This window comes from Micromonospora sp. NPDC002411 (genome assembly GCF_053592955.1).
Genome location: NZ_JBSFBM010000368.1, coordinates 1 through 6,289, shown reverse-complemented (window position 1 = coordinate 6,289; position 6,289 = coordinate 1). Strand labels below are relative to the sequence as shown.

Sequence of the window (6,289 nt, the reverse complement as noted above, 5' to 3'; positions counted from 1 at the left end):
GGCGATCGACGCGGAACGAGCGGACGCGCCGGTGCCTCCCGCGCTGGGACGCCGGTTCGGGGCGTTCGCCGGCATCGCCGCCGGCAGCGAGTTGCTGGGCGCGTGGGTGCTGTTGGCCGCCGGCGGGGTGACGGTGCTGGAGGCGTACACGCTGCCGGCTGCGGGGCTCGCCCTCGGCGCAGGCCTGCTGGCGCTGCGGACCCGACCCGGGCTGACTAGCTGGCCGGCCCTCGGCCCGGGGCTGGTCGCGGCGCTCGCGCCGAGCCTCGTGTCGGTGTTGGTCGGGCCGGACCCGCAGCCGTGGCGGCGACTGCTCCTCGGCGCGGCGGCGCTCGGCGCGGTGCTGGCCGGCGCGACCCGGCGCTGGCAGGCTCCGGTGCTGCTCGGCGGCGGGGTGCTGGCCCTGTTGGCGCTGCACGAGTTGGCCCGAGGCTGGGATCTGCTGCCTCGGTGGATCTACCTGGGTGTCGGCGGGCTCGCCCTGGTCGCGTTGGCCGCCACCTACGAGCGGCGGCGACGTGACCTGGCGCGACTGCGCGCTGCGGTGGGCCGACTGAGCTGAGCCGAACCAATGGGGGGTAGGGCCTGCCCTACCCCCCATTCGGGGGCTGTCGGGGTTACTCAGCGCTACCGCTTTCGGGAGACTTGACAATAAGCCCGAACCACCCTGGTCCGGGCGCAAGTGGAACGGGAGCAGCGATGGCGCTCGGAGCGGTGGCGGAACCGCCGGTACGGCGGCGAGGCAGTGACTACGCACAGTTGTCGCGACGGATCAGTCAGGCTGGCCTGCTGGAGCGCCGCCCCGGCTGGTACGTCGCCCGCATCGTGCTCACCCTCGGCGCGTTCGTGGCCGGCTGGGTGGGTGTGTTCCTGCTCGGCGACTCCTGGTGGCAGTTGCCGCTCGCGGCTCTGATGGCGGTGGCCACCACCCAGGTCGCGTTCCTCGGTCACGACGCCGGGCACCGGCAGATGTTCCGTCGGCGCGGGCCCAGCGAGCTGGTCGGACTGCTCGCCGGCAACCTGGCGGTGGGGCTCAGCTACGGCTGGTGGGTCGACAAGCACAACCGGCACCACGCCAACCCGAACCACGAGGACGAGGACCCGGACGTCGGCGCCGGCGCCCTGGTGTGGACGCCTGAGCAGGCGCTGGAGACCCGTGGGTTCGGCCGGTGGGTGGCGCAGCGGCAGGCGTTCTTCTTCTTCCCGATGCTCCTGCTGGAGGGCCTGAACCTGCACGTGGCGAGCATCCGGGCGATCGTCGGGCGCGAGCCGGACGGTCGGTACAGCACCCCGATGCGACACCGGGCGGTCGAGGCGGCGTTGCTCGTCGTGCACACCGCCGCGTACGTGGCGTTGCTGTTGGCGGTCATGTCGCCGGTCAAGGCGCTGCTGTTCGCCGTCGTGCACCAGGCGCTGTGGGGCCTCTACATGGGTTGCGCGTTCGCGCCGAACCACAAGGGCATGCCGATGCCGACCGCCGAGGACGAGCTGGACTTCCTGCGTAAGCAGGTGCTGACCTCCCGCAACGTGCGGGGCAGCCGGTTCGTGGACACCGCGCTGGGCGGGCTCAACTACCAGATCGAGCACCACCTCTTCCCGAACATGCCCCGCGCCAACCTGCGCCGGGCCCAGCCGATCGTCCGCGCCTACTGCGCTGAGCAGGGCGTCCCGTACGCGGAGACCGGGCTGGTCGAGTCGTACCGGCAGGCGCTCGGTCACCTGCACGAGGTGGGCCGGCCGCTGCGCGGCTGAGCGGCTGACCGGTGGCGTGTCCGCCTCGTCGGACGCGCCACCGGTAGGGTCTGGGCATGGCAGACCTGCTCACCGCGGACGCGGTGCGAGAAGAGCTGAGCGGGTTGACCGACTGGTCGGGTGACCCGACCGGGATCGGTCGTACGGTCCAGCTCGGCAGTTTCCCGGACGTCATCGCCGTTGTGAACCGGGTGGCGACGGTGGCCGAGGAGGTCGACCACCATCCCGACATCGACATTCGATGGCGGACCCTGACCTTCCGCTGCGTCACGTACTCGGACGGTGGGGTCACCCACCGCGACATCGCGCTGGCCCGGCGGATCGACGAGATCATCCGGAGTGCGGCATGAGATTCGAGATCAGCAAGGTGCTGGACGCCATCGAGGGACGGGTCTGCACCGACCCGTCGCTGGCCCGGGCCGTGGTCGACCTGGCCGAGGTGATCCGCTACCAGGACATCGACGGTGGCCGGCCGGCCAGCCTGCTGCGGCTCGGCATGGTCATCGACGCGCTCTCCCGCGACCTGGAGGAGGACAGCGTCCAGGTCTACGCGGTGGTGCACCGGGCGTTGCTCTCCGACGCCGACCTGACCTCCAACGAGCGGATGGTCGTTCGCCGCTGGGCCGACGACGGGCTGGTCGAGGTGCTCGACAACCCGGGTGACCGGATGTTGGAGGTCGCCGACCTGCTGGGGTTGCCGGTGCTCAGCCGGGTCCGCTTCGACGGGCTGCGCGGTCGGTTCCCCTGGCTCGTCGAGCAGCCCGGACGAGTGGTCGCGCCCGTGCCGGGCGCCGGCGGGCCGGTGTTCATCGCGCACGTCGGCGGCGGCCACTCGCCGGTGGCCGGCAAGCGGTCGCCGACAGGTGTGAAGCTGCTGGCCCGCCAGTGGCGCTGCCCGGAGTCGGGGTGCGCGTTGTTCGGCGGCGGTGGTGGGGGTGGCGCGTTCGCCGACCTGGCCGGGGGTGCCGACCGCAGCCCGGCCGCGCAGCCGCCGCCCGCGCTGCGCAACGGCGTACCGACCTGCCCGCGGCACGGTGCCCGGCTCGGTGACGCCGGCCCGCGTCCGCGTACGGAGGTGCTCGCGGTGCGCGTCGGCGGCCTGGTCCGGCGGCGGTTCGTGCTGAGTGAGGAGCAGCCGTTGGTGGCTGGTCGGGCCCCCGAGCAGGACGGCGGGATCATGCTCGGGCAGTGGCTCAACGACGAGGCGCGGCGGTGGATCAGCCGTGGGCACGTCCGCTTCGAGTTGCGGGTCGGCGAGGTCATCGTGACTGACGTCAGCACCAACGGCTCCGGCATCCGCCCGGCCGGTTCGATGGCCGAGTCGGACCGGATCCCGCTCGCGCCGCAGCAGTCCCGGGTGCTCGGTGAGAACGACATGGTGGAGCTGTACCCGGGGGTCCAGATCGGCCGGGCGGAGGAGCTGCCCGCCGGTGCCCCGTTCACGCCCACCTCGGTGATGGCCGAGGCTCCGACGATGGCGATGCGCCTACCCCGTCCCTGACGCGCGCCCCGCCCGCACGGCGCGGCGCGGCAAGATCCGCACAAGAACAGGGAAAGTGCTGCCTCAGATGGTGTCGAGGCAGCACTTTCCCTGTAGTTGCGCAGATCTTGACCGAGGTGGGTCAGCCGGCCAGCACCTCGGCGAGCGCGGCCACCGCCAGGTCGATCTCCTCCTCGGTGATCACCAGCGGCGGGGCGAGCCGGATCGTGGACCCGTGGGTGTCCTTGGCGAGCACGCCGCGCGCGGCGAGCCGCTCACAGGCCTCCCGCCCGCTCATCAGCGTCGGGTCGATGTCCAGGCCGGCCCACAGGCCGCGTACGCGTACCCCGACCAGACCCTTGCCGACCAGCCCTTCCAGGCCGGCCCGCAACCGCTCACCCAGCTCCGCGGAGCGGCGCTGGAACTCGCCGGTCGCCAGCAGCCGCACCACCTCGACGGCCACCGCGCAGGCGAGCGGGTTGCCGCCGAAGGTCGAGCCGTGCTGGCCGGGCTTGAGCACGCCGAGCACGTCGGCGTTCGCGGCCACCGCGGACACCGGCACGATGCCGCCGCCGAGGGCCTTGCCGAGCAGGTACATGTCCGGCACGACGCCCTCGTGGTCACAGGCGAAGGTCGCGCCGGTACGCCCCAGACCCGACTGGATCTCGTCGGCGATGAACAGCACGTTGCGCTCGTTGCAGACCTGTCGTACGCCCGGCAGGTAGCCCTCCGGCGGCACCACCACGCCCTGCTCGCCCTGGATCGGCTCCAGCAGAACGGCAACGGTGTTCTCGTCGATCGCGGCGGTCAGCGCGTCCAGGTCGCCGTACGGCACGACAGTGAAACCCGGGGTGTACGGCCCGAAGTCGGCGCGGGCGTCCTCGTCGGTGGAGAAGCTCACGATGGTGGTGGTGCGGCCGTGGAAGTTGCCCTCGGCGACCACGATGTTGGCCTGCCCGGCGGGCACGCCCTTGACCTGGTAGCCCCACTTACGGGCCACCTTGATCCCGGTCTCGACCGCCTCGGCGCCGGTGTTCATCGGCAGCACCAGGTCCTTGCCGCACAGCTCGGCCAGCTCCCGGCAGAAGTCGGCGAACTGGTCGTGGATGAACGCGCGGCTGGTCAGCGTGAGCCGGTCCAGTTGCGCGTGCGCGGCGGCGATCAGTTGCGGGTGCCGGTGGCCGAAGTTCAGCGCGGAGTAGCCGGCCAGGCAGTCCAGGTAGCGCTTGCCGTCCACGTCGGTGAGCCAGGCGCCCTCGGCGGACGAGATCACCACCGGCAGCGGGTGGTAGTTGTGCGCTGTCCAGCGCTCGGCGTCCCGGACCGCTCCCGGTGTACGCAGGATGTCATCCACGATCACTTGCTTGCCTTTCCCTGACGGAGTCGCAGCGTGCAGCACTTCGGTCCGCCGCCGGCCTTACGGAGTTCGGACAGGTCGACACCGATGGTCTCGTAGCCCCGGTCGCGCAGCTTGGCGGCCAGGTCGGTGGCCTGGGCCGGCAGCACCACGTGCCGGCCGTCGCTCACCGCGTTCAGGCCCAGCACCTCGGCGTCGGCCATGGTGGCGTGCACGGCGTCGGGGAAGAGCCGGCGCAGCACCGCCTGGCTGCCGGGGGAGAACGCCTCCGGCAGGTACGCCACAGTCTGCTCGTCGAGCACTGTCAGCGCGGTGTCCAGGTGGTAGAAGCGCGGGTCGACGAGCTGCATGGTGATCACCGGGTAGCCGAAGACCTCCTGCAACTGGGCGTGCGAGGCGTGCGCCGTGCGGAACCCGGTGCCGGCCAGCAGGTGGTCGCCGGCCAGCAGGACGTCGCCTTCGCCCTCGTTGACGTGCTTCGGGTCGTACATCTCGAAGCCGGCGTCCTCGAACCAGGCCCGGTAGGCCGGTGCCTCGTCGGCGCGCTGCGGGTCGCGGAACTGCACGGCCATCGCCTTGCCGTCGATCACCGTGCCGCCGTTGGCGGCGAAGACCATGTCGGGCAGGCCGGGCACCGGAGTGATCTCCTCGACGGTGTGGCCCAGGTCGCGGTACGTCTGGCGCAGCTGCTCCCACTGCCGGATGGCCAGCGCGGGGTCCACCGGCGCGCTCGGGTCCATCCAGGGGTTGATCGCGTAGTCGACGGCGAAGTACGTCGGCCGGCACATCAACAGGCGCTGGCTGGTGGCGTCCATCGTCATTGTCCTGCTCCCAGGGGTCGGGCGCGCCCGGCCACCGTGGCCCACGGGCTGGCGCCGTTGCTCAACGTTATGCGGCGTCAGCGGCAGGATCCACCACTGAGAGTTGCGCAGACCGAAGATTCGTTGCGTCTAGGAGGCAGCCGGGAGTGATTCGTTGTGTCAGCGCGTGCCTGTGATCGACTCGCGTTCCGGGAAAGTGCGGTATCGGAGCGACCGGGACACCCCGACGTCGCCGAAGCCGAGTCGATCACGCCCAGAAAACACTTCAGGGGCGGCGAACCGCCGCCCCTGAAAGGGTGTCTGCCCGGCCGGTGAACCACCGGATTGTTCGGGCTGCCGGCGAACCGCCGGCGTTTGCCGGTGCATCACCGGCGAGCGGAACAGTGCCCGCTAGAAACGATCGACAAACTGTGAGTCAAGCCACTCGCGGAAGCGCTGCACCGAGTCGCCGTCGGTGGTCGGCCAGTCGAACTGGCCGGTCATCGCGAGCACCCCGACCACCACCGCGGCCAGTCCGATGAGCACGCCGAGCAGCGCGTCGGTGGTGCCGGCGACGTGCCGACGGCGGGTGGCCATCAGGCCGAGCACCGCGAGCACCGCGCCGAACGCGCCGAGCCCGATGCCGTACCCGGCCAGGGTCCCGGTCAGCACGAACAGCGCACCGGCGACGGAGACGATCAGGCCGAGGGTGGCCAGCAGGCTGGCCCGCGGCTTCGGGCCACGCGCCACCGGCGCCTCGGGCGCGGTCGGGCTCACGGTCGGGTCGGCCGGGCGGTCGGTGGTGATGACGAGCGCGACGGATGATATTGCAGACGGTGTTTGCGACGACACTCATCGCCGTGACGAGTCAACCACCACAGAACCCGGGCCCGCCGTACC

Annotated in this window: 7 protein-coding genes; 4 read left to right on the top strand and 3 right to left on the bottom strand. The window is 71.6% G+C overall.

Going from position 1 to position 6,289, the window contains the following annotated elements; genetic code table 11:
- The 4 genes from ACWCO3_RS29785 to ACWCO3_RS29770 all read left to right on the top strand — a co-directional run.
- Positions 1 to 562 (top strand): SCO7613 C-terminal domain-containing membrane protein (locus tag ACWCO3_RS29785; RefSeq protein WP_450013201.1); only part of this gene is annotated, 562 nt, incomplete at its 5' end.
- Positions 563 to 699: 137 nt separating this feature from the next.
- Entirely contained in the window at positions 700 to 1,752 is a 1,053-nt protein-coding gene (locus ACWCO3_RS29780) for a fatty acid desaturase family protein (protein WP_145779153.1), read from the top strand.
- 56 nt (positions 1,753 to 1,808) lie between these two features.
- Positions 1,809 to 2,102, top strand: a complete 294-nt coding sequence (locus ACWCO3_RS29775; RefSeq protein WP_145779154.1) for a 4a-hydroxytetrahydrobiopterin dehydratase — start codon at positions 1,809 to 1,811, stop codon at positions 2,100 to 2,102.
- Positions 2,099 to 3,253 (top strand): FHA domain-containing protein, encoded by a 1,155-nt coding sequence (locus ACWCO3_RS29770; RefSeq protein WP_357930041.1) that lies wholly within the window; start codon positions 2,099 to 2,101, stop codon positions 3,251 to 3,253. Before ACWCO3_RS29775 ends, ACWCO3_RS29770 begins: the two co-directional genes overlap by 4 nt.
- 121 nt (positions 3,254 to 3,374) lie before the next feature.
- Here ACWCO3_RS29770 and rocD read toward each other — a convergent pair whose 3' ends face one another.
- The 3 genes from rocD to ACWCO3_RS29755 all read right to left on the bottom strand — a co-directional run bounded on the left by rocD (position 3,375) and on the right by ACWCO3_RS29755 (position 6,166).
- Entirely contained in the window at positions 3,375 to 4,589 is a 1,215-nt protein-coding gene (rocD, locus tag ACWCO3_RS29765; RefSeq protein WP_358164317.1) for an ornithine--oxo-acid transaminase, read from the bottom strand.
- A complete protein-coding gene (gene ddaH / locus ACWCO3_RS29760; protein ID WP_208745124.1) occupies positions 4,589 to 5,404 on the bottom strand; it encodes a dimethylargininase in 816 nt (271 codons plus the stop codon). Before ddaH ends, rocD begins: the two co-directional genes overlap by 1 nt.
- A gap of 396 nt (positions 5,405 to 5,800) precedes the next feature.
- On the bottom strand, positions 5,801 to 6,166 hold the full coding sequence (locus ACWCO3_RS29755) for a hypothetical protein (protein ID WP_450013198.1): 366 nt from the start codon (positions 6,164 to 6,166) through the stop codon (positions 5,801 to 5,803).
- Positions 6,167 to 6,289: the final 123 nt, after the last annotated feature.